Annotated in this window: 27 protein-coding genes; 6 read left to right on the plus strand and 21 right to left on the minus strand. The window is 65.2% G+C overall.

Annotated features, from left to right (window positions below; translation table 11 throughout):
* Positions 1-141: 141 nt before the first annotated feature.
* The 3 genes from QUV11_RS06185 to QUV11_RS06195 all read left to right on the plus strand — a co-directional run bounded on the left by QUV11_RS06185 (position 142) and on the right by QUV11_RS06195 (position 3,499).
* The gene (locus tag QUV11_RS06185; protein WP_300881095.1) at positions 142-948 is read left to right on the plus strand and encodes an enoyl-CoA hydratase/isomerase family protein; all 807 of its coding nucleotides are present in this window, start codon (positions 142-144) and stop codon (positions 946-948) included.
* A gap of 160 nt (positions 949-1,108) precedes the next feature.
* Positions 1,109-2,284, plus strand: coding sequence for an acyl-CoA dehydrogenase family protein (locus QUV11_RS06190; RefSeq protein ID WP_300881096.1), 1,176 nt, complete (start codon positions 1,109-1,111; stop codon positions 2,282-2,284).
* A gap of 111 nt (positions 2,285-2,395) precedes the next feature.
* Entirely contained in the window at positions 2,396-3,499 is a 1,104-nt protein-coding gene (locus tag QUV11_RS06195; protein WP_300881097.1) for an acyl-CoA dehydrogenase, read from the plus strand.
* Positions 3,500-3,626: 127 nt separating this feature from the next.
* Here the strand turns inward: QUV11_RS06195 and QUV11_RS06200 are convergent, their stop codons facing one another.
* Positions 3,627-4,424, minus strand: a complete 798-nt coding sequence (locus QUV11_RS06200) for a sterol desaturase family protein (RefSeq protein ID WP_300881098.1) — start codon at positions 4,422-4,424, stop codon at positions 3,627-3,629.
* Positions 4,421-5,524 (minus strand): alkene reductase, encoded by a 1,104-nt coding sequence (locus tag QUV11_RS06205; RefSeq protein ID WP_300881130.1) that lies wholly within the window; start codon positions 5,522-5,524, stop codon positions 4,421-4,423. The genes QUV11_RS06200 and QUV11_RS06205 overlap by 4 nt, the downstream gene beginning before the upstream one ends.
* Positions 5,525-5,597: 73 nt before the next feature.
* Between QUV11_RS06205 and QUV11_RS06210 the strand changes: the two genes are divergently transcribed.
* Both QUV11_RS06210 and QUV11_RS06215 read left to right on the plus strand, forming a co-directional pair.
* On the plus strand, positions 5,598-6,506 hold the full coding sequence (locus QUV11_RS06210) for a DMT family transporter (RefSeq protein ID WP_300881100.1): 909 nt from the start codon (positions 5,598-5,600) through the stop codon (positions 6,504-6,506).
* 32 nt (positions 6,507-6,538) lie between these two features.
* Positions 6,539-7,216, plus strand: a complete 678-nt coding sequence (locus QUV11_RS06215) for a COQ9 family protein (protein ID WP_300881101.1) — start codon at positions 6,539-6,541, stop codon at positions 7,214-7,216.
* A 33-nt stretch (positions 7,217-7,249) separates the two neighbouring features.
* Here the strand turns inward: QUV11_RS06215 and fliS are convergent, their stop codons facing one another.
* The 18 genes from fliS to QUV11_RS06305 all read right to left on the minus strand — a co-directional run bounded on the left by fliS (position 7,250) and on the right by QUV11_RS06305 (position 22,945).
* Positions 7,250-7,642: a flagellar export chaperone FliS gene (gene fliS, locus QUV11_RS06220; protein ID WP_300881102.1), complete on the minus strand. Its 393-nt coding sequence runs from the start codon at positions 7,640-7,642 to the stop codon at positions 7,250-7,252.
* A 25-nt stretch (positions 7,643-7,667) separates the two neighbouring features.
* A complete protein-coding gene (fliD, locus tag QUV11_RS06225) occupies positions 7,668-9,068 on the minus strand; it encodes a flagellar filament capping protein FliD (protein WP_300881103.1) in 1,401 nt (466 codons plus the stop codon).
* Positions 9,069-9,128: 60 nt separating this feature from the next.
* A complete protein-coding gene (locus tag QUV11_RS06230) occupies positions 9,129-10,271 on the minus strand; it encodes a flagellar biosynthesis protein FlhB (protein WP_300881104.1) in 1,143 nt (380 codons plus the stop codon).
* A gap of 4 nt (positions 10,272-10,275) precedes the next feature.
* Positions 10,276-11,058: a flagellar biosynthetic protein FliR gene (gene fliR, locus QUV11_RS06235; protein ID WP_300881105.1), complete on the minus strand. Its 783-nt coding sequence runs from the start codon at positions 11,056-11,058 to the stop codon at positions 10,276-10,278.
* Positions 11,055-11,327 carry a flagellar biosynthetic protein FliQ gene (locus QUV11_RS06240; RefSeq protein ID WP_054135646.1) on the minus strand — a complete coding sequence of 91 codons (273 nt, stop codon included), beginning with the start codon at positions 11,325-11,327 and terminating at the stop codon, positions 11,055-11,057. The genes fliR and QUV11_RS06240 overlap by 4 nt, the downstream gene beginning before the upstream one ends.
* 54 nt (positions 11,328-11,381) lie before the next feature.
* A complete protein-coding gene (gene fliP, locus QUV11_RS06245; protein WP_300881106.1) occupies positions 11,382-12,215 on the minus strand; it encodes a flagellar type III secretion system pore protein FliP in 834 nt (277 codons plus the stop codon).
* Positions 12,212-12,565, minus strand: a complete 354-nt coding sequence (locus QUV11_RS06250; protein WP_300881107.1) for a flagellar biosynthetic protein FliO — start codon at positions 12,563-12,565, stop codon at positions 12,212-12,214. The genes fliP and QUV11_RS06250 overlap by 4 nt, the downstream gene beginning before the upstream one ends.
* Before the next feature lie 72 nt (positions 12,566-12,637).
* A complete protein-coding gene (gene fliN / locus QUV11_RS06255; protein WP_289620216.1) occupies positions 12,638-12,988 on the minus strand; it encodes a flagellar motor switch protein FliN in 351 nt (116 codons plus the stop codon).
* Between the two features lie 7 nt (positions 12,989-12,995).
* The gene (locus QUV11_RS06260) at positions 12,996-13,940 is read right to left on the minus strand and encodes a FliM/FliN family flagellar motor switch protein (RefSeq protein WP_300881108.1); all 945 of its coding nucleotides are present in this window, start codon (positions 13,938-13,940) and stop codon (positions 12,996-12,998) included.
* Between the two features lie 34 nt (positions 13,941-13,974).
* Positions 13,975-14,541, minus strand: coding sequence for a flagellar basal body-associated FliL family protein (locus QUV11_RS06265; RefSeq protein ID WP_300881109.1), 567 nt, complete (start codon positions 14,539-14,541; stop codon positions 13,975-13,977).
* A gap of 37 nt (positions 14,542-14,578) precedes the next feature.
* Positions 14,579-16,042: a flagellar hook-length control protein FliK gene (locus tag QUV11_RS06270; RefSeq protein WP_300881110.1), complete on the minus strand. Its 1,464-nt coding sequence runs from the start codon at positions 16,040-16,042 to the stop codon at positions 14,579-14,581.
* Positions 16,039-16,464: a hypothetical protein gene (locus tag QUV11_RS06275; protein ID WP_300881111.1), complete on the minus strand. Its 426-nt coding sequence runs from the start codon at positions 16,462-16,464 to the stop codon at positions 16,039-16,041. The genes QUV11_RS06270 and QUV11_RS06275 overlap by 4 nt, the downstream gene beginning before the upstream one ends.
* Positions 16,461-17,792, minus strand: a complete 1,332-nt coding sequence (locus QUV11_RS06280) for a FliI/YscN family ATPase (protein WP_300881112.1) — start codon at positions 17,790-17,792, stop codon at positions 16,461-16,463. Before QUV11_RS06280 ends, QUV11_RS06275 begins: the two co-directional genes overlap by 4 nt.
* Complete coding sequence (locus tag QUV11_RS06285) at positions 17,789-18,469, minus strand: hypothetical protein (RefSeq protein WP_300881113.1); 681 nt, start codon at positions 18,467-18,469, stop codon at positions 17,789-17,791. Before QUV11_RS06285 ends, QUV11_RS06280 begins: the two co-directional genes overlap by 4 nt.
* Positions 18,462-19,508 carry a flagellar motor switch protein FliG gene (fliG, locus tag QUV11_RS06290; protein WP_300881114.1) on the minus strand — a complete coding sequence of 349 codons (1,047 nt, stop codon included), beginning with the start codon at positions 19,506-19,508 and terminating at the stop codon, positions 18,462-18,464. Before fliG ends, QUV11_RS06285 begins: the two co-directional genes overlap by 8 nt.
* Entirely contained in the window at positions 19,501-21,285 is a 1,785-nt protein-coding gene (gene fliF / locus QUV11_RS06295; RefSeq protein WP_300881115.1) for a flagellar basal-body MS-ring/collar protein FliF, read from the minus strand. The genes fliG and fliF overlap by 8 nt, the downstream gene beginning before the upstream one ends.
* 3 nt (positions 21,286-21,288) lie before the next feature.
* Positions 21,289-21,630 carry a flagellar hook-basal body complex protein FliE gene (fliE, locus tag QUV11_RS06300; protein WP_054135656.1) on the minus strand — a complete coding sequence of 114 codons (342 nt, stop codon included), beginning with the start codon at positions 21,628-21,630 and terminating at the stop codon, positions 21,289-21,291.
* A gap of 22 nt (positions 21,631-21,652) precedes the next feature.
* Positions 21,653-22,945: a sigma-54-dependent Fis family transcriptional regulator gene (locus QUV11_RS06305; RefSeq protein ID WP_300881116.1), complete on the minus strand. Its 1,293-nt coding sequence runs from the start codon at positions 22,943-22,945 to the stop codon at positions 21,653-21,655.
* A 368-nt stretch (positions 22,946-23,313) separates the two neighbouring features.
* On the opposite strand from QUV11_RS06305, the gene QUV11_RS06310 reads away from it, so the two are divergent.
* Complete coding sequence (locus QUV11_RS06310) at positions 23,314-24,141, plus strand: flagellin (RefSeq protein ID WP_300881117.1); 828 nt, start codon at positions 23,314-23,316, stop codon at positions 24,139-24,141.
* A 271-nt stretch (positions 24,142-24,412) separates the two neighbouring features.
* On the opposite strand, the gene QUV11_RS06315 is transcribed toward QUV11_RS06310, so the two are convergent.
* Positions 24,413-25,138 (minus strand): sigma-70 family RNA polymerase sigma factor, encoded by a 726-nt coding sequence (locus tag QUV11_RS06315; RefSeq protein ID WP_300881118.1) that lies wholly within the window; start codon positions 25,136-25,138, stop codon positions 24,413-24,415.
* Between the last annotated feature and the right edge of the window lie 13 nt (positions 25,139-25,151).

Raw genomic sequence — 25,151 nt, forward strand, 5'->3', positions numbered from 1 at the left:
TTCGCAGTTGACGGGCGTCCGGCGGGGACGGCAAGCTCACCGCCGACCAGCTTCCTACAGGGTAGAACCCGCTTAACCATGATCCACCGATATCTGCGGGGGAATTTACCTGCATTTACAGTGCAATTAAGGACAGACTGCATGACCGACCCAATTCGGATCACATCGTTCGGACAGGTGGAAACGGTGACGCTCGCCCGCCCCGAGGCCCTGAATGCGATGGACGAGCCGATGATTCTGGCGCTGCAGGACTATTTCCGCACCCTGGCCGAGCGCCCGCAGGTGCGGGTCGTGATTCTCAATGCCGAGGGCCGCGCGTTCTGCGCCGGGCTGGATCTGAAGGGCTGGGCTCCGCGCCAGCAAGACGGCGAGACCGAAGGTGCGGTGCATGGCGGCTGGCGCACCCAGCGCGCGATCGCCACCGTGATGCAGCTGATGCGATCCTGCCCGCAACCCGTCATCGCCTGCGCACAAGGCGCGGCGTGCGGCGGCGGGATGTCGCTGCTGCTCGCCAGCGACGTGCGCTATTGCACCCCCGATTTTCGGATGAACGCCGCGTATATCCGCATCGGCCTGGGCGGTTGCGATATGGGGTCGAGCTATTTCCTGCCGCGGCTGGTGGGCAGCTCGCTCGCGTCCGAAATGATCCTGTCGGGGCGCTTCGTCGGTGCCGAGCGCGCGCTGGCGGCAGGCTTTGTCAGCGAGATCGCGGAACAGGGAGATATCATGGCCAGAGCCGAGGCCCTGGCCGCTGACATGCTGCTCGCCAGCCCGATGGGGCTGCGGCTGAGCAAGGACGTGCTCAACCGCAACATCGATGCAACCGGGTTCGAGGCGGCCCTGGCGCTGGAGGACCGCCAGCAGATCATGCTCAGCATGACCGAGGACTATGCCGAGGCGAGACGGGCGTTCGCCGAGAAGCGGGTGCCGCAGTACCGCGACCGTTGAGGCGCGCGAAAAATCACGTTGCCAAGCGCCGCGATGCCGTAACGTCAGCCTGTGATCGCGCGGAAATCCGCACGTTTGCGGGTCGATGGCGCTTTGCTTTTGCGCGCTTCCGGTGCAGATTGGCGTCCAACGCCCGACACGGGCAGCAAAGGTGAGGACCATGACTGAAGACGAAGACCTGGAAAGCTTCCGCGCCGAAGTGCGCGCCTTTCTCGATGCAGAACTTCCCGCCGAAAAGCGCTTTGCCGCCGACGGCTTTGCCAACGCCAGCAAGGAACTGACCGCCTGGTGGCAGGGCGTTCGCGCCAAGCGCGGCTGGGGTGCTCCCGGCTGGCCAAAGCAATATGGCGGCAGCGAATGGTCGCTGGCCAAGAAGCGCATCTTTGCCGATGAATCGACCAAGGCGGGCGCGCCGTCCTACAGCCCGTTCGGCATCACCATGGTCGCGCCGGTCATCTATACCTTCGGTACCGAAGAGCAGAAGGCAGAGCATCTGCCGCACATCCTGAATGGCACGCGCTTCTGGTGCCAGGGCTATTCCGAGCCCGGCGCAGGATCCGACCTTGCCAGCCTCAAGACCCGCGCGATCCGCGATGGCGACGACTATGTCGTCAACGGCCAGAAGACCTGGACCACGCAGGGCCATTGGGCCGACTGGATCTTCTGCCTGGTACGCACCAACACCGAGGTGAAGCAGCAGAACGGCATCTCGTTCCTGCTGATCGACATGAACACGCCCGGAATCGAGGTCCGCCCGATCCGCACCATCGACGGCATGCACCACCTGAACGAGGTGTTCTTCACCGATGTTCGCGTGCCGGTAAAGAACCTGGTCGGCAACGAGAACGACGGCTGGACCTATGCCAAGTTCCTGCTGGGCAACGAGCGTGCCGGGATCGCGGGCGTCACCCGCACCAGCGGCGACATTGCGCGCCTGCGCGAATGGGCCAGCTCGACCGAGCGCTTCATCGATCCGCCGATCAACGATCCCCGGATCGCGCAGCGGCTCGACGATCTCGAGCAGCGGCTCGCCAAATTGGCGGCGCTCGAAGCCCGCGCGCTCGAATCGCCCAGCCAGTCGATGGAAGCGATGCGTCTGGTCGCGCCGTTGAAGCTGCTGGGCACCGAGCTGTCGCAGGACGTGTCCGAGCTCGCGCTGGATATCGCAGGGCCGGCCGCGCTGCCGCGTCCGGCGGAAAACCCCGCGCATCCTTACGGCCAGGAAGGCGAGCACGCGATGTCGGTGTTCCTCTTCGGCCGCGCGCAGTCGATCTATGGCGGCACCAACGAGGTGCAGAAGAACATTCTCGCCAAGATGATGGCCGCCGGGCTCTAAGGCCCGTTCCCGCCATCTCCGTTTGTCCCGAGCGAAGTCGAGGGACGTACGCACAAGACCTGGCGCGGATGACCCCATCTGCGCCAGGCAGATATTCAGGACGAAACACCCATGTTCGCACCCAATGATGACCAACAGCTGCTGACCGACAGCGCCCGCCGCTTTACCCAGAAACATTATGCCGACGACAAGCTCGGCCAGATGGGCGAAGCCCCGCTCAACACCGCTCTGTGGGCCGAAATGGCCGAAGCCGGCTGGCTGATGCTGCCGTTTGCCGAGGCCGATGGCGGACTCCAGCCCGACGGCCAATCGGGCCTGGGCGATTGCGTCAGCCTGTTCGAAGTGCTCGGCGAAGGCCTGGTGGTCGAGCCCGTCCTTGCCAGCACGATCCTGGGCGGTGGCCTGATCGCCGCGAGCGCTGAATCGCAGCAGCGCAGCGACCTGATCGAAGCCATCGTTTCGGGCGGCGCCCCCATCGGCGTCGCGCTGCACGAGCCGCGCGCCCGGCACGACATCTGGTATTGCGAAGCCCGCGCCACCCAAAGCGGCGACGGCTGGACGCTGTCGGGCCACAAGTCGCTGGCGCATGGCGCGGCAGTGGCCGAGCAGATCATCGTTCTCGCCCGGATCGAAGGCGAACCCGGCAGCGGCGGCCAAGGGCTGGGGCTGTTCCTGGTTCCCGCCAATGGTGCTGGCGTCACCGTAACCGCTTACCGGCTGCGCGACGACCATTGGGCCGCTGACGTGGCGCTGGACAATGCCGCAGTCGGCGCGGATGCGCTACTGCTGGGCACCGGCGATGCCGCTGAGGTCCTCGCCAAGGTGATCGACAAGGCGCGGCTGCTGCTGGCCGCCGAGGGCACCGGCATCATGCGCCGGCTGTGCCTGGCGACTCAGCAATACACCACCGAGCGCAAGCAGTTCGGCGTGCCGCTCGCCACCTTCCAGGTGCTGCAGCACCGCATGGTCGACATGTCGGTGGCGTTCGACCAGGCGCGCTCGCTCGTGTATGAGGCGGTGACGCACGACCTGGCCGGCGATGCCGACGCCATGACCCGGTCCGCACGCGCCGCCTATCGCGCGGTCAGCGAGGACGGCGTCGAGGTCGGCAAGCAGGCGGTCCAGCTGCACGGCGGCATGGGCATGTCCGAAGAGCTGCCGCTGGGCCGCGCGCTGCGCCGCCTGCTGGCGATCCGCCAGGCGTTTCCACTCTAACTCGCGCTCTTTTCAGCTGCCCGTCATTCCCGCGAACGCGGGAATCCCGCTTGTTCGCCAAGGGTTGGACAGAAGCGGGACCCCCGCTTTGGCGGGGGTGACGATCCAGAGCGCGATCCTTCCCGGCTTACCGGAACGGCAACCCCATCGACCAGCCGAAGCGGCTGGATTCTCGGCCGGGATAATCGGTCAGGCCGATCGCCATGGTTTCGTGCCCGCCGCTGGGCCGCGGGCGATAGGTGCCCAGCAGCCGGTCCCAGATCGACAGGCAGAAGCCGTAATTGCTGTCATGCTCCACCCGCCGGGTGCTGTGGTGGACGCGGTGCATGTCGGGCGTCACGATCACCCACCGCAACACGCTGTCCAGCCACAAGGGCAGCGCCAGATTGGCGTGGTTGAACATCGGCAGCACCGCGAGCAGCACCTCGAACACGATCAGCGCCCATAACGGCGCCCCCAGCGCGAGGGCTACGCCCAGCTTGAACAGCATCGACAGCCCGATCTCGAGCGGGTGGAAGCGCAAAGCCGTCGACATGTCGAGGTCGCGATCAGCGTGATGCACCCGGTGCAAGCGCCACAGCAAAGGCAGCCGGTGGGTGGCCCAGTGCTGTGTCCAGACCGCCAGATCGAGCAGCAGGATCGCCAGCACGCCCTGCAGCCAGCCGGGCCAGCCGGTCAACGGCAACAGCCCGAAATCGGGCTGTTGCGCATAGCCGGTCACTGCGCCGAACACGCCAATGAACACCAGGGCCTGCACCCCGCGCTCGATCGGCATGTTGACCAGAACGAAGCCCAGATGCGTGCGCCAGCGCGGCGCCACCGGCAAGCGACGCCGCCGCGGCCAGAGCGCCTCGGCGAGCAGCAGCGCCAGCGCCACGCCGATCAGCAGCGCGCTGATAAGCAGAGGCTGGCTGCTGGCGATCATGATGCGGCGGCGAGTTCGGACTGCTGTGCCATCGTCGGGTAATCGGTATAGCCCTCGGGTCCCTGGCCATACCAGCGCTTGGAGTTGTCCGGGGTCAACGATGCGTCGATCGCCAGCCTTGCGGGCAGATCCGGGTTGGCAAGGAAGGTGCGGCCAAAGCTGATCGCATCGGCGCTTCCCGCCGCCATCGCGGCAGCCGCGCTTTCCAGCACATAATCGCTGTTGAGCACCAGCGGCCCTTTGAACACCTTGCGGATATGCGGGCTGACCGGGGGCACGTCGCTGGCCCCGAAGGTACCGTTGGCGGGCGGCTCGCGCAGCTCCAGGAACGCGATTCCGACGCTGTCGAGCAAGGCAGCGGCTGCGGTGAAAGTGTCCTCTGGCGTGGCATCGTTGACGCCCTGAGTCTCGCCGTTGGGCGACAGCCGCACCGAGACATGCTCGTGGCTCCACACGCCGACCAGCGCTTGCGCCACCTCGCCCAGCAGGCGGATGCGGTTCTCGATCGCGCCGCCATACTCATCTTCGCGCAGGTTGGAGGACGAACGGATGAACTGGTCGATCAGATAGCCATTGGCGGCGTGGATCTGCACCCCATCGAATCCGGCGCGGCGGGCGTTCTCGGTGGCGCGGGCGTAATCCTCGATCACGCGCGGGATCTCATCGACCGGCAGCGCCCGCGCCGTATCATAGGGCTTGGTGCCCTCATAGGTGTGCGCGTGATAATCGAAGCGGGTCGCCGACGCCGAGATCGGCGGCTTTCCGCCGATGAAATCCGAGTGCACCAGCCGGCCCATATGCCACAATTGGCAGATGATCCGCCCGCCCGCTTCATGCACCTGCTCGGTGATCGGCTTCCAGGCTTCGACCTGCGCGTCGTTCCAGATGCCCGGCGCATAAGGCGTACCCAGTCCTTCGGGGCTGATCCCGGTGGCTTCGGAAATAATCAGGCCTGCACTGGCGCGCTGCGCATAATAGTCCCCCATCAGCGGCACCGGCACGTGCGCCTTGGTGCTGCGGCAGCGGGTGAGCGGCGCCATCAGGATGCGGTTGGGGCAGGCAATCGCTCCCAGCTGGATCGGGTCGAACAGCGTTGGCATAAGCTTCATATCTCCATTCACGCTGCCCCGGTTTTGCCGAGACAGGATTTAAGCGATTGGCTAAGGCCCCGCGATGACAAAAGCAACCGAGCGCGGAGGCGGTATCGCCCTTCTCGCGCTGATATTCGCCAATGTGGCGCTGGCGTTCGGCCCGCTGTTCGTGCGGATGGCCGATACCGGGCCGGTGTCCGCCGGTTTCTGGCGGCTGACGCTCGCGCTGCCGGTTCTGGTGCTGATCGCGATGCGGCAGCGCGAGCCGCTGTCGGGCTTTGGCAAACCGATCTGGTGGATGCTCGCTCTGGGCGGGTTTGCCTTCGCGCTGGACCTGGCCAGCTGGAACTTCGGCATCGAGCGCACCAAGCTCGCCAACTCGACGCTGTTCGGCAACATGGGCAGCATCATTCTGGTGCTCTACGGTTTCGTCATCAGCCGCGCGCTGCCGCACAAGGCTGAAGCCGGCGCGGTGGTGCTGGCGATCATCGGCGCGGGCCTGCTCATGGGCAGCTCCTACGAACTCGACGTGCGCAATCTGGTCGGCGACCTGTTCTGCCTGGCCGCAGGGGTGCTGTATGTCGTCTATCTGCTGAGCATCCGCCATGTCCGCAAGGACCTGGGGAGCTGGTCGGTGCTGGTCTGGTCGACCATCTTCGGCATCGGTCCGTTGCTGGGGATCGCGCTGCTGATCGGCGAGCCGGTCTGGCCGACCGACTGGACCGCGGTGCTGCTGCTCGCGGTGGTGTGCCAGCTCTTCGGCCAGGGGCTGATGGTCTATGCGGTGAGCCACTTTTCGCCGGTGGTGCTGGGGATCGTGCTGCTCATCCAGCCGGTGATTGCCTCGGTGGTTGGCTGGGTGGCGTTCGATGAGCGGCTCTCGCTGCCCGACTGGATCGGCATGACCGCCATCGGAATCGCTTTGGTGCTGGTGCGGCTGCCCGAGGCGCGCCGCGCCGCACGGCTTGCAGGTTCGCCCGCGGCTTCCTAATTGATAGGCATCCAAGGAGGCATCTGACGCCCATGTACCGCCCGACCAAGCTCGATACCCTGCCCGCCGATGCCACGCTCGACGAGGTGCGGCTGTTTCTTCCGCCGTTCATCGCCGATGAGGCAGTGTTCGATGGCTGGACTCCGGCGGCGCGCGATGCCGCTGCCAGCGCGCAGGGCGTGGAGGCCGGGCTTGCCCAGCTTGCCTTCGATCAGGGCCCGATGGACATGATCGAGGCATGGATCAGCCATGTCGACGCGCAGATGATCGAGGCGTTTCCCCCCGAGCGTATCGCCGCGATGAAGATCCGCGAACGCATCGCTTCGCTGGTCGCATTCCGCTTCGAGGCGGTGGCGCACCAGCGCGAGGCGCTGCGCCGCGCGACCGCGATTATGGCGTTGCCGGCCAACCTCGGCCGCGCGGCCAAGCTGTCATGGCGGACCGCAGACCTGATGTGGCGGCTCGCTGGCGACACCGCCACCGACTACAACCATTATTCCAAGCGCATGATCCTGTCGGGCGTCTATGGCTCGACGCTGATGGCATTCCTCGACGACGAAAGCGCCGATTTCGCCGACACCCACGCGTTTCTCGGCCGCCGCATCGACAATGTCATGCAGTTCGAAAAGGCCAAGGCCAAATGGACTAAGGGCGGCGAGAGCCTGAGCCTCACCCGCTTCCTGGGGCGTCTGCGCTACCCGGCGCGGTAGACCCCGATCCTTGCTGAAACAGGGTCTGCGCGATCACCGCGGTGCGATGGTGCGCCAGGCTTCGGCGATTTCGGCGAGCATCTGGCGGGCAGAGCTGAGCAGGTCCACCTTCTCGACGCTGATGGCCGCGTTGATCCGGCGGCTGGCCTCGCGGTAGATCCGCGCCAGTGCCAGCGCCAGTTCGCCACCCTTTTCGAAATCCAGGCTCTCCTCGAGCGCGATCACGATCGCCGACGCCCGTGCGCGCGCCTGGATCATCGGGACGCTCTCGCCACGCTGGGCGTGACGCACCGCCGCGTCGAGCCGCAACAGCAGCTCGTCGAACAGGATGACCACCAGATCGTGCGGGCTCGCGCCCTCGACCCGGCTGACGGTGTCGACGGCCTTGTAGCTGCCCATGTGGCGGCGAGGCGAAATGAAGCTCATGGCGTTCCCTTATCGTTTCTTGTTCTTAGCGGTTGTTCGAGTTCGACCAGACCGAAACCTGCTGCTCGATATAGCTCTGGGTCGAGCGCAGGATGGTCAACTGGCGGTCCATGTCGCCAAAGGTCTTTTCCAGCTGTTCGCGGTAGCGGTCGCTGTCTTCCTGAACCTTCTCGAGTTGCTCGGCGAGGTTGGACGCCAGCTTCTTGAGACGCTCCTGCGCTCCGGTCAGCGAGCTGCTCGGCGCCTTGAGGCTGGTCTTGACGTCCTCGAAGGCCTTGGCGAGTCCGGGATTGCCCGCAGTCGGCGTGGCCGGCTCGAGCATCCTGGCCACGCCCTCAGGATCGGCAGCAAGTGCCGAATCGAAGCGGGCGCTGTTGAGGGTGAGAGTGCCGTCGCGGCTAGTGCTGACGCCGATATCGGCGAGCGAGCGGAAGGCGCCGGTGTCGGTGAGCGGCTTGGTGGTCAGCGATGCCATCGCCCGCATCATGTCGCGCGCGGCGCGTTCACCCGCCAGCGGACCGCCGCTCGCACCCTCGAGCCCGGGCGCGGTCGCGTCGTTCAGCGCGGTGCGCAGATTGTTATAGGCCTTCACGAATTCGGTCAGCACATCCTTGACCGTCGCAGTCGGCTGGTCGCCACTGATCACGACATTGGTGCCAGGCGCTGCCGACAGCAGGTTGATCCGGACACCCGGCACGGCCGTGTCGATCTGGTTGGAGCTGTTGACGACCTGGATGCCATTGACGTTGACGATGCTGTCGGCCGCGGTGGTCACCGAGTTCATGCCCGCACCGCCCGCAGGTGGATAGGCAAAGGCATCGAGCGCGGTGCCACCGCCCGATCCGGTGACGGTAAAGGTGTTGGCCGAGCCTTCCTGACCGCGCAACACCAGCCGCGAGCCCGAATTGTCGGTGACGATGCTCGCGGTTACGCCGCCATCGGCAGCGTTGATGGCATCGCGCAGACCGCTCAGGCTGTTGTTGGTGGCATCGATTACGACATCGAAGCTGCCGCCTGCGGTGGTGAACGTCAGCGTGCCCTCACCCACCTGGGCGTTGGCGGCGAGCGAGTTTGCCGACACCAGGCTCTGCGCCGAGGCAAGCTGCGTCACCTGCACCGTGGCGGGCAGGCCCTGCGGCTTCTGCCCGGGAATGAAGCTGGCGGCGACCAGATCGCCGCGAGTCGACACCAGAGCGCCAGAGAATTTGCGGCCGTTGAGGATTTCCGTGAGGGCGTTCGAGAAGGTATCGAGCGCCGAGGATGCCGAAGCGAGCGCGGAAATGCGCGCCTGGTTGAGGTTCTGCCGTTCGCGCACTGCCGCCTGTTTGGGCTGCAGCGATGCCGCCACCAGATCGTTGACCAGCGATGCGCTGTTCACGCCGGTGAAACCGGTGATGAGATTCGAAATTCCGCTATTGGTGACCATGGCCGTGTCCTCTTCGATCCGTTAACGGCGCAGGCGTGCCGGGTTTAAGCAGTTTTTCCGTCATTTCTGCGGCTTTCCGTCCATATCGAACCGCATGTCCGCGGGCACCACCAGCTCGGGCTGGCCGAAGCCAACATCCATCTTTTCGTTGATGCGGAAGACGAAGGCGAGCAGCGTCGCGACCGCCATATACAGCCGCTCATCGACGATCGCGCCGGGGCGCGAGGTGAAATAGATCGCGCGGGTGAGTTCGGGATAGCGCAGGATGGTCACGCCCTTTTCCATCGCCATTTCGCGCATCGCCTGGGCGATCGCACCGCGCCCGCGCGCCAGCACGACAGGGGCTGCATCGCGCAGCCGGTCATAGCGCAAGGCGATCGCAAAATGGGTCGGGTTGACCAGGATCACGGTGGCCTCCTCGACCGCCTTGCGGGTCGACCCGTTGAGCATCTCGAACTGCCGCCGCCGCACCGCCTGCTTGAGTTCGGGCGAGCCTTCGGTTTCCTTGTGCTCGTCCTTGACCTCCTGCTTGGTCATCTTGAGCTTCTGGTTGCGCTGGAACCATTGCGCCGGAACGTCGATCATCGCGATTAGACCCAGACAGCCCGCCATCGCCATCAATGTGATCCCGAACAGCTCGCCGAACGCGCCGATCCCGGCGCGCACATCACCATGGCCCAGCTCCGCCATCTGCGGCAGCATCGACATGATCATCACCACGCCGACCGTGCCCATCAACGCGACCTTGGCCATGGATTTGCCCAGTTCGATCAGGCCGTGCATCCCGAACATGCGCTTGAAACCCGCCATCGGATTGAGCTTGCTCGCCTTGGGCTGCAGTGCGCTCCAGCGAAAGCCGAGCGACCCCAAGGAGGCAGGCGTTGCCACCGCCGCGAGCATCAGGAAGAGGAACAGCCCGCCAAACGGCAGCATCAGCGGCGCGAGCAGCGTGAAGGTGCGCTGGCCGACATTGAAGTCGGTCGCATCGTGCAGGTCGAACACCAGCCCGGCGCGCAGCATCGCTGCGATCGCCGAGACCATGACATCGCCGAACAGCACGAATGCCAGCGTGCCGCCGATGACGATCATCGCGGTGCCGAGCTCCTTGGACTGGAGAACGTCGCCCTTTTCCGCCGAATCGCGAAGGCGCTTTTCGGTCGGTGCTTCGGTCTTTTCACCGCCGCCGGGAGGCTGGTCTGCCATAGCTTCAGCCCTCCCCTGCCATCACTTCGGATTGCTCGAGACCCATTTCGATGGCGCGCATCATGCCATCGGCGAGCACGGGGGCCGCGATCGCCAGCAGGACGATGCCCGCGAGCACCGCAACCGGAATGCCGACCGAGAACAGGTTGAGCTGCGGCGCGGAGCGGGCGAGCATCGCCATCACCAGCTGCACGATGATCAGCGCAGCGCCGACCGGCAGCGCGATGAGCAGCCCCATCGAGAACAATGTGCCACCGAACTCGACCAGGTTGAAGATGACCCGCGGCGACAGAAAGGCATCGCCCGGCGGCAGTGTCTCATAGCTGTGCACGATGATCGCGATCAGCATCAGATGACCGTCCATCGCCAGCAGCAGCAGCACCGCGATGATCGACAGGAAGCTGCCGATCACCGGGCTCGAGGCACCGCTCTGCGGGTCGCTCATCGAGGCAAAGCCCAGACCCATGGTGTTGCTGATCGCCTCGCCCGCGACGAACGCGGCCGAATAGCCGATCTGCAACGCAAAGCCGATCGCCGCGCCGCAGATCACCTCGCCCAGAATGAAGACAAAGCCGGTGTAGCTGACCAGCGTGCTCTCCGGCAGGTTGATGGGTACCGAATTGGCCGCGGCGATGCCGATCATCGCCGACAGGATGATGCGCACCTGCAGCGGAACGGCGGTCGCACCGAACACGGGCGCCACCATCAGCGCGGCACCGGGCCGGATCATCGCCATGATCCAGATCCACAATTGCGCTTCGACAGAGGCAAAGCCCGGTGCGATCACAACAGAAGATCCGGGATGCGGCTGAAGATCTCGACGGTGAAGTCGGCGATCAGATAGAGGATCGATCCGCCGAACAGCGCGAGGATGATCGCGAGCACGACCAGCTTGGGCACGAAGCTCAAGGTCGCCTCGTTGATCGAGGTCGCCGCCTGCACCATGCCGAGCAGCACGCCGACCAGCAGCGCCGGGATCAGCAGCGGGGCAGAGGCGAGCGCGGTGATCCACAAGGTCTGCTGCGCGAGGCCGATGAAATAGTCGGTCTGTTCCATGTCAGAATCCGGTCCAGGCAAAATCGGGAGTGTGCGGGCGGGCGGTCATCATGGTCACGTCACGAACGAGCCGGCAAGCGACCCCATGGTCAGCGCCCAGCCATCGACCAGCACGAACAGCAAGAGCTTGAACGGCATCGAGATGATCGTCGGCGACAGCATCATCATGCCCAGAGCCATCAGCGTCGAGGCGACGACGAGGTCGATCACCAGGAAGGGCAGGAAGATCATGAAGCCGATCTGGAACGCGGTCTTGAGCTCGCTGGTCACGAACGCGGGCAGCAGGATCGAGAAGGGAATGTCCTGCGGCCGCTCGAACGACTTTTCCTTGGCGAGGTCCATGAACAATTTGAGGTCGGTCTGACGCGTCTGCTTGATCATGAACTTGTGGAATTCGCGGCCCGAAATCTCGATCGCGGTTTCCAGTTCGATGGTGTCGGCGGCATAAGGCGCGACGGCGCGCGAATTGATCTCGGTAAAGGTCGGCGCCATCACGAACATCGAGAGGAACAGCGACAGCCCGATCAGCACCTGGTTGGGCGGGGTCTGCTGCAGCCCCAAAGCCTGGCGCAGGATCGACAGCACGATGATGATCCGCGTGAAGCTGGTCATCATCAGCAGCATCGAGGGCAGAATGGTGAGCAGACCCATCAGGACAAGGATCTGCAGGCTGAGGGTCAGCGGCTTGCCGTCGCCTGCGACGTCGTCAAGCGCGCGGCCCAGCGCCTCGGACGCGCCGGGGACCGCGACCGGGCCGGTGGCCTGGGCAAAAGCGGGGCTGGCGAGAAAGATGGCGAGGATCGCGAGGAGGATCGCGGCGATCCACCAGCGCAGCAGGCCGGAGCCTGCGCGGCGGCGGTCGCGGCCTTGAGCGTTGGCGAGAATCATGCCCGGCGTCCCTGGAACGCCGCGAGCAGGTCGCGTTCTGATCCGGCCAGCGTCGCCGGGGGGTTTGGTACGCTGGCCGGACCGCTTTCAGCATCGGCACGGGCGATCGTATCGATCCGCGCGCGCGTCACCGAAACCAGAATTCTTTGTCCCGCGAACTCGACCACCGCGAGCTTGCCCGACACGCCCAGGCTGACCGTCTCGACGATCTTGAGGTCGCGCTGGGGGCCTGCCATATCGAGCCGGGCCATCATGCCGGGCTGATACTTCTTGTACAGCCACAGGCTGCCATAGATCATGCCGGCCATGATCGGCAGCATGATGACGAGTTTGATGATGTAGTAGGTCATGCAGGTCCGCTTCTTGTCCTCCGCCGCGCCGCCGGGTTTGCGGCGGGCTTGGCGGGGACAATGCGGACCCCGTCAGACTCGCCGTTCGACCCGTGCCTGGCCGACGTTCTTTGTCACCACCTCGGCGACCCGGATTCCGAACCGGCCGTCGACAGTGACAACTTCCCCTCTTGCAACCAGCGTGCCATTTACGTTGATGTCGAGCAGCTCATTGGCCTGGCGGTCGAGTTCGACCACCGAACCTTCGGCAAGCTCCATGATTTCGGCGAGGCGCAGCGATACGCTGCCCACCTCGACCGACAGCCGCACCGGGATATCGGCAAGAAAGCGGTAATGATTTGCCGCCTCATGCAATCCGTTGCCGCCCAGGTCGAGAGCATCGGCAGGGCCGCCCAGCATCGGGGCTTCGGTCATGTCGCTCATGGATCTCTTATCCTCTTTCAATGGTTTCGATGCGGAACGCAGCCAGGCCGTTCTGTTCACCCAAGCTGCCACGCGCGAACACGCGGTCACCGATGATCAGCGGCAGGTTGCGCGCCGGTGGAATGGGAATGATGTCGCCGGGCTTGAGATCCGCCAGCTGCGGCAGCGTCAGCACCGGGCGCGCCAGCACCGACCGGGCGGGCAGGCTGACATCGGCCAGCACGGTGCCCATATGCTCGCGCCAGGCGGGGTCGGGTCCACGCTCCTCGGCAAAGCCTGCGGGCGTCAGGCACTGGTCGGCGCCCTGCAGGCCGTCGAGCGGATAGACCATCTCGATTTCATAGCGGCTGTTGCCGGGCAGCGTCAGGCGGAAGCGCTGGATCACCATGCGCGCCGCAGGCGCCGCGATCCGCGCTCCGTCGACGCTGCTCGAATGCCCCGCGGCGTGGCAGGCAAAGCTGCCGACCTCGTTCCACGCCCCGCCGATCTGCTCTCCGATCGCCTTGGCCATGCGGCCGATCAGGCGGATGTCGGTCTGGGTGAACTCCTTCTTGGCCGTCGCGCTGTCGCGCGGCGCGCCGCCGAAAAAGGCATCGAGCATTGCCGATACCATCGCCGGCTCCATCCGCAGCAGCACGCGACCCTTCATCGGGCTGAGCTGAAACTGGGTGATGCTGACCAGCTCGGGCTGGCGGTCGCACCAGCCGTCGAACTGGGTGAACTCCGGATCGGGCGCGTCGATGCGCAGCTTGACCCCGGCAATCGGCTCCAGCGCGGTGCGCAGGCCGACGCACAGAATGCGGCCCACGCGGCGCAGCACCGGCACGACCGTCTTCTGGTCGGCATCAGCCCGAGCGAAGCTGTGCTCGGCCGGACGACGTTCCGCCACGGGGGCAGCCGTCTCGCCGGGCGCTTCGGCAGCCTTGGGTGCGGTGGTTTTGGCCTTGCTCATGAAATGCTGTCGCCCCGTGTCATCGAAGTGTGTCTCACTGGACCACGATGCTGGTGAAATAGACGTCCTCGATGCCGCCAAAACCGGTCTTTTCGGTCAGCGTGGCGTTGACGACGTCCTTGATCTTGCCCTTGAGCGCTTCCTTGCCTTCGAGCGATTCGAGCTGCATCGCGTCGAACTCGCTGATCGTCATCAGCACCGCCGAGCGCACGGCAATGTTGTGCTCGGTCATCGCTGCGGTGATCTTCTCGTCGAAATAGGTCGAGACCGCGAGCGACATCTGAGCAAAACCGGTGTCGCCGCGCAGATTGGCGGTGAACGGCTCCTCGATCGGGAAATAGGTGACCTTGAACTTGGCATCGAGCTGCGTCGCCGATCCCGGGTTCTTGAGGCCCGCAGCCTTGGCGGACACGGTCGTTCCGTCCTTCAGGACCACCTTGGGCGCGTTGGGGTCTTCATGCTCGCCGCCGCCAATCATGCCGGCAGCGAAGAAGCCCGCCGCCGCACCACCGCCACCAAGTACCGTGACGGCAAGGAGCGGAATGAGCAGCTTTTTGACCATGCCGCCCTTCTTCTTCGGTTCCTTTTCGGTTTCAGCCATCTGTCGATCCTTAAGAGAATGTCATGTGTTCAAGAGGTTAAGCGTAGCGCACATTGCCGCGCAGGCGGCGTTGGGCGGGAGTGGAGTCTGTCGGGGCATCCGCCGCGGTCTGCCGTGCCATCGCGTCGCGGGCTGACCCGGCGTCTTGGCCGGCCTGGCCACGCTGCTGCTGCGCCGATCCACCCTGGGTTCCGGGAGACTGCTGGCGCAGTTCCACCGTGACATCGGCGGTTCGCTGGCTGGTGTTGCGCAGATCCTGCTCGAGCCGGACCTGCGACTGGACCAAGGTATCGCGCACGGCGTCATGCTCTGTCGTGATGCGGACGTGGTCACGTTCGGGCCCTGCCAGCATCTCGATATCGATCCGGCCGAGATGCTCGGGGCTGATCTGCATCCGCACCATCTGGCTGCCGCCGATCACCCGTGCGATCTGCGTTTCCACCGAGCCGATGAAGTCGGCGTCGAACATCAGCGTTTCGAGCGGTGCTGCCTCGGCGGGGCCGGTCGGCAGCGGTGCGGCGAGTTCCTGCAGGCTCTCTCCGGTCGCCGGCGGCACGACCGCATTCAGCGCGGCAGCCCAGGACGGGGGAACAGCTTGCGACCCGGTGCCCAGGGCCGTCGACCGACGGATCGATCCAACCGACTGAGCGGAAGTCTCGTCCACATCGGACACTGCGGCGGGCGCCTGGTCCGGGCGCGCGGACCGCGTTGCGGCCTCGATCGCGCGCTGGGCAGAGGCTGTCCCGCGCACAGACGGCACCGAAACCTGGCCGGACGCCTGAATCTGCGTGGCCTGGACGATCTCGCTGGCAGCCGCCGAGCGAGTGGACTGGACGTCTTCGCCTGCAGGGGCTGCGTCACCCGCCGCCATATCCGGTCCGGCTGCGCCGGTGACCGAGGGTTGCGCACTGATCGCGGTCCGCGCGCTGCCGGTTTCCGGCGCGATCGCTTCGGGGCGGATCGGCGCGGGGGTGGCAGGCGGGATGAAGGGCGCCGCCAGCGGAACGGCGTCAGCGGCAGAGGCGACAGCCGTGCCCGGCTTTGCGGCAGGGCGTTCGGCGTCTGAGTCAACGTCACCCATCAGCGCGTCTGCGTCGACGGCTTCGGGCAAGGCCTGGGGCACGAAGGCTTCCATATCCGCCGGGCCAGCCTTGGTGGCCCCCGGGGTGATGGTGCCCTTGAGAACCGCCTCGAGGATCTGGCTGGGGCTGGCATCTTCGGGCAATGCCAGGATGTCTGCGGGAACGGGCGCCGCAGCGGCATCCGATGCTGCGTCGGTTGCGCTTTGTCCGGCGAGCGTGGCTGCAAAATTGCCGTCGCCCAGGCCCGGCGCATAGCCACTGGCACCGGCCAGCGAGCCATCGGCTCCGGTCATCAGCGCCAGTTGACTGGCAAAGGGGTTGGCATCAAGCATCATGCCCGACTTCACAGCAGGAAGCGTGCCAACTGAAAGCGACATCAGCGAAGATCCCGACAGCGCCTGCATCATGTCCTGGCTCATTCTTCCCCCTCCTTCTTGAGTCTGCGCCGGATCGGCAGCCTCGCGGCCTTGCGGTCGGCGGTATCGTCGGCATGGGCGATCGCCCGGTCGAGCAGCTTCGATGTGGTTTCGCGGTCGATATAGGCGGCAGTGCGTTGCCGCTCGACCTGGGCAAGATGCTGCCGCGCGCGCAACAGCGCGGCGTTGATTTCGCCATCCGCCCGGATCAGCCGCTGTGCCAGCTCGAGCTGCGCGTGCAGCGCCGCGCCATTTCCGCAGTGCCCCGCCTCGAACGCACCATCGCGCAGCTTCTTGAGCCGCTCGGCGTTGTTCATCAGGGTCGCCTCATTGCGCATCGCGGTCGTGGCCGCGCCGATCGCGAGCTTGACCTGCGCATCGCGCACCGCGTGGACCCGGCGCCAGGATTTGGGCTTGAGGCTCATGCGCCAAAGCCCTGCAGCAGATCAGCCACACTGGCGTCGAGATCGACCCGGTCCTGCGGTTCCTGGCGGATGAAGTCGAGCAGATCGGGCCTGCGCGCCACCGCCTCGTCGATATTGGCATCGGTGCCTTCGCGATATGCGCCCATCAGCAGCAGATCGCGGTTTTCTTCATAGGCCGACCAGATCCGGCGGAAATTCGCCATCGCCCGGCGGTGCTCGTCGGAGATGATGTCGGTGGCGACACGGCTCAGCGATTTGCCGATGTCGATTGCGGGGAAGATGCCCTGCTCGGCCATCGACCGCGACAGGATGATGTGCCCGTCGACGATCGCGCGTGCGCCATCGACGATCGGATCATCCAGATCGTCGCCATCGGCAAGCACGGTGTAAAGCGCGGTAATCGATCCGCCGCTCTCGCGGTCGTTGCCGGCGCGTTCGACCAATTTGGGGATCAAGGCGAGTGCCGAGGGCGGATAGCCCTTCATCGTCGGCGGTTCGCCCAGCGCCAGCCCGATTTCGCGCTGCGCGTGCGCGATGCGGGTGAGGCTGTCGATGATCAGCAGCACCTTCTTGCCCTGCTTGCGGAAATATTCGGCGATCGCGGTGGCACGATAGGCCGCGCGCAGCCGCAGGATCGGGCTGTGATCGGCAGGCACCGCGACGGTCACGGTGCGCGACTTCATCGGGCCCGACATTTTGGTCTCGACGAAATCGCTGACCTCGCGGCCGCGTTCGCCGATCAGCCCGACGACGATGATGTCCGCCTCGGCAAAGCCGATGATCTGGCCGATCAGCACCGATTTGCCGACGCCCGAGCCTGCCGCGATCGCGATGCGCTGGCCATGGCCTGCGGTGAGCAAGGCGTTGATTGCGCGCACGCCCAGGTCGATGGTTTTTGTCACGCGGCCGCGGTTGAGCACGTTCTCGCGCTTGCCCGCGAGCGGCCAGCGGTCGTGCGCGATCACCGGGCCGAGGCCATCGAGCGGCTCGCCCATCGGCCCGATCACGCGGCCGAGCAGCGCCTCGCCGACCACAGCCATGTTGGCCTGGGCGTCGGGTTCGACCCGCGCGCCGCTGCGCAGTGCGGCATCGCTTTCCAGCGGAACCATCATCGCGCGCGATCCGCGAAAGCCGGCGATCTCGGCGCGGATGCGGCGGCCATCGGCGGCGCGGACCGATCCGCCATAGCCGATCGGATAATCGAAGCCGGTGACTTCGAGCATACCGCCTTCGTGCGCGACCAGACGCCCGACGCGGCGCGGCCCTGCTCCCAGAGCCGCCACCTTGTCGGTGAACTGGCGGACGGCGTCTTCCTGTGCGGCGATCATTGGTCCCCCTCCAGATCATCGATCAGACCTTGCAGTGCATCGAGCATCGGCTGTGTTCCTTGCTCAATCCACCCATCGGCATGGTTAAGCGAAACCGTACCGCGCCGGATTGTCGGATCAGGGGTGAGCACCAGGCCGCATTCGGCGTTGCCGAGCAGCTTCATGTCGTCCGGGTGCAGATGCAGCGCGCTGCCGCGCATGTCGCGGGTGACCAGCATCGCCAGCGACTGGCAGTGCTTTTCCAGCACCACGGCGTCGGGCTCGGCAAAGCCGGATGAGCGTTCGAGCATCTGCTTCATGGCGTGGAGCAGCATGGCGCACAGCCCTTGCGAGAGCTGCGGGCGCAACGCGGTGATCGCTTGCGCCAGCGCCTGAGTCGCGGCATCGCTCGACTGCAGTTCGGTGGTGGCCTGGGCGATGCCATCGGCAACCCCCTGGTCATAGGCCTGGACCAGCAGTTCCTCGGGCGACGGGCCGGCGTCGATCACGGGCTCGTCCTCGAGATCGTCTTCTTCGTCAAAGTCGATGATCGGCGGTTGCGTATCGGCGCTGGCAAAGCCTGCCATCGCGGTGAACAACGCCGAGGGACGGAACACCGCAGGCGGCGCCTGCATGTTCCACACCGGCAGGAACTCCGCGGCGCCATCCGGCGCGATGGTGATCGGGCGGTCAGACATATTCGTCGCCGCCGCCGCCGATCACGATCTCGCCCGCATCGGCCATCCGCTTGGCGGCCTGGACGATCGCCTTCTGCGCCTCGAGCACCTCGGACAGCGGCATGGGGCCACGGTCGGCGATGTCGTCGGCGATCGACTGCGCAGCGCGGCTGGACATGCAGCCGAACATCTTGTCGCGCAATTTGTCGTCGGCACCCTTGAGCGCGGGGACCAGCACTTCCGCCTCGATCGACCGCACCAGCGCGCCCAGATCCTTGGGGTCGAGCCGCAGCAGATCGGCAAAGACGAACATCTCGTCCTCGATCTTGCGCGCGATGTCCTTGTCGCGCTTGGTCACCGCGCGGATGATCCGCGCGCTTTCGCGCTTGTTGATGATGTTCATGATCGCGGCCGCATCGGACGTTCCGCCCGACGAGCTCGATCCGCCGTTGCGCTGGCTGGCGCCCTGGCTGGCGAGCAGGGCATCGATGGTTTCCAGCGCTTCTGCACTGACCGGACCCAGCGTGGCGAGCCGGAACACCACGTCCTCCTGCACATCCGCCGGAAGCAATTGCAGCACATTGGCGGCAACCTCGGGCTTCAGATACGACAGCACCACGGCAGCGATCTGCGGGTGTTCATGCTCGACCAGCAGCGCGATTTCCACCGCGTCCATCCATTTGAGCGCCTCGAGCCCGTTGCCGGACTTCTTGGGCGCGACGCGGGTCAGCATGGTTTCGGCGCGGCGGTCACCCAGTGCGCGCTTGAGCATGCCCTCGATCTGCTCGTCGGCCTTGTAGCCCAGGGTCGTGCGGTTGCGCGCCTTGTCGATGAACAGGTCGAGCACCTCGTTGATCTCCTCGGCGCCGACATCGGCCACCGAATACATGATCTCGCTGATCTGGCGCACTTCCTCGGGCTCGAGCCGGGTGAGGATCTCGGCGGCCTGTTCTTCGGCAAACAGCAGCATCAGGATGGCAGCGGCGTGCTCGTTCGGGATCGGGCGACGGCCAGCAGGGGCGATGCCGTCTTCGACCACGGCGTCCAGGGCATCAGGCATCGACCGGCTCCTTGGCGGCATCGGCATTGCCCTTCAGCAGATCACGCACCACCAAAGTGGCGTGATCGGGGTTCTGCCTGACGAAGTTCTGGATCAGCAGCGCGCGTTCCTGATAGCTGGAGGCGGCATTGATCATGTCGAGGGTCACCGGCTCGTTGTCCGGGGCCGAGCGCCCTACGGCGCGCGGGTCGGCGCCATCGCGGGCCAGCGCCTGGACGAGCAGGCCGGTCGGCCCTTCCACCGCAGCGGCGGCGGCCAGCGCGGCTTCCTTGTCCTCTGCCTTCTGCTTGGTGTAGCGCTTGAGCAGCGGGCGACCGATGCCGAAGATCAGCGCGAGTGCCACGAGCAGCGCCGAGATGTTGCGCACCAGCATGTTGAACCAGCTGGTTTCATAGAACGGCTCTTCCAGCGTGGTCACCGGCTCGAAGTTGCGCGACGAGATGGCAACCTGGTCACCGCGGGCGACATCGAAGCCGATCGCACCCTTTACCAGAGCCTCGATCGCGGCGATTTCCTGCGCGCTGCGTTCCTTGCCACCAGCGAGGTTCTTGACCGCGACGGCGACCGAGATGCGCGTGACCTTGCCCGAGGGCTCGCGGGTCACGGCGACCTGACGGCCGAGTTCGAAGTTGCGGTTGACCTGTTCGTTGCGCGTCGTGGTCTGGCCGGGGGCAGCGCCCTCGGCACCTGCCAGCTCCGCGCCGGGTTCGGTCGCGACATTGGGGTCGGCGGGCGGCTGGTTGGCCAGCGCGCCGGGAATGCCGCCGGCAGGCGCCGGCAGGGCTTCGGTGGAGGTGACGGTCTGTTCGCTGCGCACCCGCGCCTCGTCGGCAGGGAAGCTTTCGGTTGTTGCCTGGCGTTCGGCGAAGTTCACTTCGGTCGAGACTTCGGCAACGAAATTGCCCGCACCCAGCATCGGGGTCAGCAAGGCGGTGAGCTGACGGCGATAGCGCTCCTCGATCGTCTCCTTGACCTCAATCTGACGCTCGGCCTGGTCCATCGCGCTGCTCTTGGAGTTGCTCGACAGCAGCCGGCCGTTCTGGTCGACCAGCGAGATGTTCTCGGCCGACAGACCGGGGACGGAGCTTGCCACCAGATGGACGATCGCCTGGACCTGCGATTCAGGCAGACGCCCGGAGTCGACCAGATGCAGCACCACCGACGCGGCGGGTTCGTTGCGATCGCGGATGAAGATGCTCGGCGGCTCGACCGCAAGATGGACGCGCGCCGACACGACCGAGTCCATCGCCTCGATGCTGCGGGCCAGGTCCAGCTCGCGCGCAGCACGCAGCTTTTCGTTCTCGACCGCGCGGCTTGCGCCCATCGGCATCGACGAGATCAACTCGTCGCCGCTGGGCGAGCTCTTGGGCAGACCCTGCGCCGCGAGTGCGATCTTTGCTTTATGATAATCATCTTCCGACACCATGATCGTGCCCGACTTGTCCTCGAAACTGTACGGGATGGTCGAGCCGTCGAGCGCGGCGATGACGGCAGCCTTGTCGCTGTCGGGAAGCCCGCGGAACAGATCGCGCTGGGGCGGCTCACGCAGCGCCGCCCAGGCCAGGATCGCCAGCATGACGACGCCGATGAAGCCGATCAGCGGCATCGCCTTGGCGACCGCCGGCTGGCTGACGAAGTTGCGGACCTGCGCCGGAATGGCGGTGCCACCCAGGATGCGCGACGAGGCGCCCGCGCCGCCTGTCCCCGCGACGATCGCAGGTGCAGGGTTGTACGCGCCACCGTCGGATGGATTGGGGCTGATGGTAATCTCTGACATGGATTATACCGGCATGTTCATGATGTCCTGGTAGGCGGACAGCAATTTGTTACGGACCTGAAGTGTCGCTTCGAAACCGATCGACGCCTTCTGCTTGGCCATCATCACCGCCGCGATGTCGGTGGTCTGGCCCATTTCATAGGATGTCGCGGCATTCGAGGATGCGTGCTGCACCTGATTGACCTGGTCGAGCGCGGTCTTGAGCGTGCCTGCAAAGCCGTCGGGCTTGGTCTCGGTCGCTTCGGTGCCGAGCATCGGCGATTTCTTGGACAGCTGCTGCAGCGCGCTGTTCTGCTGGAGGATCGCGTTGCGCGCCGCCATTATGGTGCTGCTGATGTTGCTCATGGCTTAGCTCCTCTCGGCCCGGTCACGCTGCTGCGGCCAGTTCGCGCATATTGGCGAGACGATAGCGCAGCGTGCGTTCCGAGATGCCCAGCATCCGGGCGGTTTCGCGGCGGTTGCCGCCATTTTCGTCGAGCGCCTGCTGGATCGCATCATGCTCGACAGCGCGCGACAGGCTGTGCAGATCTCCGGCGCGCATCATGCGGACCGTGCCAGCGGCGGGCACGGGGTCGGCACGGGGGCCGGACATGGCGGGGGCAGCCGCGGGCGCGGTAAACAGACGGACAGGCGCAAGCCCGAGGTCTTCGGCTTCGATCGCATCGCCGTCGCGCAGCACCAGGGCGCGCTGCAGCACGTTGCCCAGCTCGCGGGCATTGCCCGGCCAGCTGTGCGCCTGCAGGGTTTCCAGCGCTTCTGCGCTCAGCCAGGCGAAGTCACTGCCGTCGCTCTGCATGCGCAGCAGCATCGCAGCGGCAATGGCACGGACATCCTGACGGCGATCGGCAAGTCGGGGCAGCGCGATCGGCATCACGTTGAGGCGCCAGTAAAGGTCTTCGCGGAACTCGCCCGCGGCTACCAGATCGGCAGCATCGCGGTTGGCGGCGGTGACGATGCGGACATCGACCTTGACCGAGCGGGTTTCGCCGACGGGCAGAACCTCGCCCTCCTGCAGCGCGCGCAGCAACTTGGCCTGCAGCGCCAGCGGAAGTTCGGTGATCTCGTCGAGGAACAGGGTGCCGCCATCGGCAGCGCGGAACAGGCCTTCGCCATCAGCAGAGGCGCCGGTGAAGGCACCCTTCTTGTGGCCGAACAGGATGGCTTCCACCATGGTTTCGGGAAGTGCGGCGCAGTTGACCGCGATGAAGGGACCTTTTGCGCGGGGGCTCTGGTCATGCACCAGACGGGCCATGCCTTCCTTGCCGGTGCCGGTTTCGCCCTGGATCAGCACGGCAGCCTCGCTGCGCGCGATGCGTGCGGCATAGCCCATCAACTTGGCCATGGCGGGTTCGCCGACGGCGGGGCCACGGCCAGCACGGAGCAGCTCGGCGATCAGCGCGAGGCCGAGCGGCATGTCGTCAAAGCCGAAAGCGATGCGGGCGGGAAGACCGTTGGCAGCGCGCACCAGTTGCGGTGCGCCGTCGCGCAGGTCGACAAGAATGTCACGATGGCTGGCCGAGGCGATTTCCTGCGCCATCATCACCTTGACCGTTCCGGCGGTTGCGGCCTGCGCAACCGGGTTGATCCAGGCCGACTTGAGCCAGCTGTCCAGCATGGGCAGGTTCGTACGAACGGCCTCGCTGAGTGTGCATTCGATCATTTTTCAGTCCCCCGACTTAATGGATCGCGGGGTCTGCCGTTAAAGAGAGGCCCCGCAAGGCCTATTCTAGCAAGGCCTGTGCCAAACACTCACAATGGCGGGAAAGCGTGCCTCTGGGCCGCCTGTATATAAGGCATTACCCGCAGGCGTCATTTTATTGACGCGAGCAGTCAAGGAACCGGTGACGGATTTTTGACGCCTGGCACGGACCTGACGGTGGATTGACGCCCCCGTGCTTTCCTTTCCGCGCCGGCAAAAACCAAGCTGTCGATTTTTTTCTTAAGCTGTCCTGCCCTGCACCGTTAACGCTTTCGAGGCCGCTTTGGTGGGACCGAGCCGCCCCGTTCAAGAACTGAAAGGAACAACAGATGACTGTTATCGGAACCAACGTCGCGGCAATGCGTGCATCCTATGCCTCGACCAGTGCACAGAATAGCCTGTCGAAGGCAATCGACCGCCTCTCGACCGGCAAGCGCATCAACTCGGCTGCAGACGATGCCGCCGGCAACTCGATTGCCACTCGCATGACCTCGCAGATCCGCGGCCTGAACCAGGCTGTGCGCAATGCGAACGACGGCATTTCGCTGGCGCAGACCGCAGAAGGCGGCATGAACGAAATCACCAACATGGTGCAGCGTATGCGTGAACTGGCAGTGCAGTCGGCTACAGGCACGCTGAGCCCGGAAGACCGCCTCAACCTGCAGGAAGAAGTTAATGCTCTGGCTCTCCAAATCGAAGAGATCGGAACCAAGACGGATTTCAATGGTGTCGATCTGCTGAGCGCCGACACCACGGTTAGCATCCAGACCGGTACCAACGCCACGGATACCATCGATATTACCCTGACAGACGTAACTGCAACAACGTTGGGACTGTTCGATGGCACCGACGGGATTGACATTTCGACCGACGCCGGCACCGCACGCACCGCGCTGACCGCGCTCGACAACGCTCTCGATACGCTGACCACGGCACAAGCAGCGCTCGGTGCCGGCCAGAACCGTCTGCAGGCGACCGTTTCCAGCCTCGTCAACCGTGCGACCAACCTCTCGGAAGCGCGTTCGCGCATCCAGGACGCCAACTTCTCGGAAGAATCGACCCAGCTCGCCAAGGCGCAGATCCTGAGCCAAGCATCGACCGCGATGCTGGCCCAGGCGAACCAGAGCCAGCAGGGCGTTTTGAGCCTGATCCGTTAATCGATCGGGAACAAGTAGCGACCTCAACCGTATAGGCTCAGCACCGGTTATTTTACGACAACTCAACGACCGGAGCCTTTCGAATTCCGAACAACCCTCTTCCCCGTCCAACGGGAAGGGGGTTTTTCGTGTTTGGGGCGGAGGTATCTAAAATCCTCCCCTGCAAGGGGAGGTGGCAGTCCAAAGGACTGACGGAGGGGTGTCCACGTCTGCGGGAGGTGACACCCCTCCACCGCTTCGCGGTCCCCCTCCCCTTGCAGGGGAGGATTATTTACCGGGTGCTCGCCAGCCGTTTGCGCAGCTTTTCCAGCGCGGCCTTCTTGATCTGGCAGACCCGTGCGGCGGTGATGCCGAGGATCAGGCCGATCTCGTCGAGGTTCATTTCCTCGATATAATGCAGTTGCAGGATCAGCTTCTCGCGATCCTTCAGGGTTTCGATGCTGGCGTTGAGCAGTTGCTTGAGGTTGTCCGCCTCCATCCGGGTCTCGGCGGAGTCCTCGTGATCGGCAAACCACATCGAATGTTCGGAATAGACCTCGTCCATCGATTCAAATCGCACGTCCTGCGCAGCGTCCGAGCGCATGCGATATTCCGCAGCGTCCATGCCCAGCGCCGTGGCCACTTCGCTTTCGGTCGGGTTGCGACCAAGCTGGCGGACCAGTTGCTCCTGCGCGCGGCGCAATTTCTTGCGGAAATCCATGGCCGAGCGGCACATGTTGCTGTTCGATCGCAGATGATCGATCAGCGCCCCGCGGATGCGCATGCTGGCATAGGTCGCAAAGCCATGGCCGCGATCCTCGTAATGATTGGCGGCCTCGACCAGGGCGACCATGCCGATCTGGATCAGGTCCTCGATCTCGATGACGCCGGGCGCCATGCCGCGGACATGCCAGGCCAGCTTGCGGACCAGAGGCAGATGCGCCTCGATCAGCTTGCCCGGCGCGATCGCTGCCGGCTTGCGGCCATAGGTAATCGTCTCGATGGGAAGGTGCTGCATATTATGTGTCCAG

Source organism: Blastomonas sp. (assembly GCF_030373265.1).
In the GTDB taxonomy this organism is placed as follows: Bacteria; Pseudomonadota; Alphaproteobacteria; order Sphingomonadales; family Sphingomonadaceae; genus Blastomonas.

Excerpts from the sequence above, each read along its gene's own strand:
- QUV11_RS06185 (WP_300881095.1), top strand. The coding sequence starts at position 142 with ATGACCGACCCAATTCGGATCACATCGTTCGGACAGGTGGAAACGGTG.
- QUV11_RS06190 (WP_300881096.1), top strand. The coding sequence starts at position 1,109 with ATGACTGAAGACGAAGACCTGGAAAGCTTCCGCGCCGAAGTGCGCGCC.
- QUV11_RS06195 (WP_300881097.1), top strand. The coding sequence starts at position 2,396 with ATGTTCGCACCCAATGATGACCAACAGCTGCTGACCGACAGCGCCCGC.
- QUV11_RS06200 (WP_300881098.1), bottom strand. The coding sequence starts at position 4,424 with ATGATCGCCAGCAGCCAGCCTCTGCTTATCAGCGCGCTGCTGATCGGC.
- QUV11_RS06205 (WP_300881130.1), bottom strand. The coding sequence starts at position 5,524 with ATGCCAACGCTGTTCGACCCGATCCAGCTGGGAGCGATTGCCTGCCCC.
- QUV11_RS06210 (WP_300881100.1), top strand. The coding sequence starts at position 5,598 with ATGACAAAAGCAACCGAGCGCGGAGGCGGTATCGCCCTTCTCGCGCTG.
- QUV11_RS06215 (WP_300881101.1), top strand. The coding sequence starts at position 6,539 with ATGTACCGCCCGACCAAGCTCGATACCCTGCCCGCCGATGCCACGCTC.
- fliS (WP_300881102.1), bottom strand. The coding sequence starts at position 7,642 with ATGAGCTTCATTTCGCCTCGCCGCCACATGGGCAGCTACAAGGCCGTC.
- fliD (WP_300881103.1), bottom strand. The coding sequence starts at position 9,068 with ATGGTCACCAATAGCGGAATTTCGAATCTCATCACCGGTTTCACCGGC.
- QUV11_RS06230 (WP_300881104.1), bottom strand. The coding sequence starts at position 10,271 with ATGGCAGACCAGCCTCCCGGCGGCGGTGAAAAGACCGAAGCACCGACC.
- QUV11_RS06240 (WP_054135646.1), bottom strand. The coding sequence starts at position 11,327 with ATGGAACAGACCGACTATTTCATCGGCCTCGCGCAGCAGACCTTGTGG.
- fliP (WP_300881106.1), bottom strand. The coding sequence starts at position 12,215 with ATGATTCTCGCCAACGCTCAAGGCCGCGACCGCCGCCGCGCAGGCTCC.
- QUV11_RS06250 (WP_300881107.1), bottom strand. The coding sequence starts at position 12,565 with ATGACCTACTACATCATCAAACTCGTCATCATGCTGCCGATCATGGCC.
- fliN (WP_289620216.1), bottom strand. The coding sequence starts at position 12,988 with ATGAGCGACATGACCGAAGCCCCGATGCTGGGCGGCCCTGCCGATGCT.
- QUV11_RS06260 (WP_300881108.1), bottom strand. The coding sequence starts at position 13,940 with ATGAGCAAGGCCAAAACCACCGCACCCAAGGCTGCCGAAGCGCCCGGC.
- QUV11_RS06265 (WP_300881109.1), bottom strand. The coding sequence starts at position 14,541 with ATGGCTGAAACCGAAAAGGAACCGAAGAAGAAGGGCGGCATGGTCAAA.
- QUV11_RS06270 (WP_300881110.1), bottom strand. The coding sequence starts at position 16,042 with ATGAGCCAGGACATGATGCAGGCGCTGTCGGGATCTTCGCTGATGTCG.
- QUV11_RS06275 (WP_300881111.1), bottom strand. The coding sequence starts at position 16,464 with ATGAGCCTCAAGCCCAAATCCTGGCGCCGGGTCCACGCGGTGCGCGAT.
- QUV11_RS06280 (WP_300881112.1), bottom strand. The coding sequence starts at position 17,792 with ATGATCGCCGCACAGGAAGACGCCGTCCGCCAGTTCACCGACAAGGTG.
- QUV11_RS06285 (WP_300881113.1), bottom strand. The coding sequence starts at position 18,469 with ATGTCTGACCGCCCGATCACCATCGCGCCGGATGGCGCCGCGGAGTTC.
- fliG (WP_300881114.1), bottom strand. The coding sequence starts at position 19,508 with ATGCCTGATGCCCTGGACGCCGTGGTCGAAGACGGCATCGCCCCTGCT.
- fliF (WP_300881115.1), bottom strand. The coding sequence starts at position 21,285 with ATGTCAGAGATTACCATCAGCCCCAATCCATCCGACGGTGGCGCGTAC.
- fliE (WP_054135656.1), bottom strand. The coding sequence starts at position 21,630 with ATGAGCAACATCAGCAGCACCATAATGGCGGCGCGCAACGCGATCCTC.
- QUV11_RS06305 (WP_300881116.1), bottom strand. The coding sequence starts at position 22,945 with ATGATCGAATGCACACTCAGCGAGGCCGTTCGTACGAACCTGCCCATG.
- QUV11_RS06310 (WP_300881117.1), top strand. The coding sequence starts at position 23,314 with ATGACTGTTATCGGAACCAACGTCGCGGCAATGCGTGCATCCTATGCC.
- QUV11_RS06315 (WP_300881118.1), bottom strand. The coding sequence starts at position 25,138 with ATGCAGCACCTTCCCATCGAGACGATTACCTATGGCCGCAAGCCGGCA.